The organism is Nonomuraea sp. NPDC051298, from assembly GCF_055586305.1.
The window spans coordinates 1-1,579 of record NZ_JBVJIM010000065.1 but is presented as its reverse complement, the minus strand read 5'-3'; the positions used below and the strand labels follow the sequence as shown (position 1 = coordinate 1,579).

1 protein-coding gene is annotated in these 1,579 nt (G+C 71.9%); it reads right to left on the bottom strand.

The genetic code is table 11. The features are described 5' to 3' along the window. The coding region (locus ACZ6S0_RS52895; protein ID WP_465928756.1) for a hydrogenase large subunit at nt 1–1,469 on the bottom strand (1,469 nt) is incomplete at its 3' end. Between the last annotated feature and the right edge of the window lie 110 nt (nt 1,470–1,579).

The following is a 1,579-nucleotide window of genomic DNA, read 5'->3' as shown; positions in this document are numbered from 1 at the left end:
TACAGGTCGTTGCCCGCGTAGGACAGGTTGAAGCTCTTGTTGGCCAGGGGGAAGTCGGGGACGATCGCGCTGTCGAGTGCTACTGGGAGAGCGGGCCAGTTGAAGTAGGACGGATCGACGATTTTCACTCGGGTGAGGGTCCCGTCGGGGGCGAGTTCGATGCGGTGCGTGATCGTGCCGCGCCAGCCCTCGACGAGTCCCACGCCCGAGGAAGATTCCTCGGGCGTGGGCGGGTCCGCCGGGTCGGTGGAGGCTTCGACCAGGTGAGTGATCAGGGCGATGGAGGCGGCGATCTCCTCGGCCCGGATCTGGAAGCGGGCCAGGACGTCCCCGCCGGTGCGGCGGGCGGGAGTGAAGTCGCCCAGGTCGGTGAACGGGTGGTCGCGGCGGGCGTCGAGTTCCAGTCCGCTGGCGCGGGCCACGTAGCCGAGCGTGCCGAGGTCGCGGGCGGCGTCGGCGGACAGGACGGCGGTGCCGGTGAAGCGGTCGGCGACCACGGTGTGCCGCAGGGCGAGTTCGACGAGTTCGGCCACGTCGGCGCCGATGGCGTGCAGCCGATCGGGGTCGGGCGGGGTCTTCAGGTGGGCGCCGCCGAGGCGGACACCGCCGCGCAGCAGCCGGTGCCCGGTGACCTCGGCGTTGAGGCGCAGGAGTTGTTCGCGGACACGCCCGGTGTGCGCGTGCAGGATGCCGTAGGCCACGTCGTTGCAGAGCGCGCCCAGGTCGGTGACGTGGTTGTAGAGGCGTTCCAGCTCCAGCAGTACGGCGCGGGCGCGCCGGGCTCGCGCGCTGACCGGGGTTCGGGTGGCTTCTTCCACGGCCAGGCAGTAGGCGAGCGCGTGGCCGACGGAGGTGTCGCCGCTGACGCGCTCGGCCAGTTCCAGCCCGTCGGCGGGCCGGCGGCCTTCGAAGAGCTTTTCGATGCCCTTGTGCACGAACCAGAGCCTGGCTTTGAGCTTGATGATGGTCTCGCCGACCACGGAGAAGCGGAAGTGTCCTGGCTCGATGAGGCCGGCGTGGACGGGTCCGACGGGGATCTCGTAGACGCCCTGGCCCTGCACGGTGACGAACGGATACGGCCCTTCGGGGTCGCCGAAGGAGGGCGGCGGCCCGGCGTCGGCGCGCATCGGGTACCAGCCGCGCGGCCAGTGGTGGTGGCGCACCAGCCGCCGGGGGAACGGATGATCGAGTGGCGTGATCCCGTACAGGTCGCGGATCTCCCGCTCGAACCGGCCTGCCGGGAAGGACAGGTGGGCGAGGCTGGGCACCGCCGGCTGATCGAGGGGGACGCGCAGCCGCAGCTCGGTACGGCGATCCGGGCGACCGGCGACGAACAGGTACGCCAGGGCGAACTCGTCGGCATCCTGGCGTGCGGATACCAGCGCCAGCCGGTGGCCGTCGGCCAGCAGCCGGGCGGCGTGCTCGGGCAGCTCGGCGGGGCTGGTGTCGACGGCGGCGCGGATGGTCATGGCGTTGCTCCGGCGATGGTGGCGGCGGCTTGCAGCAAGGGGTGCAGCGGTCCGAGGGTGATGCCCAGGACGGCGCACGCGGCCAGGCCCGCGACCAGCGGGACGGCCAC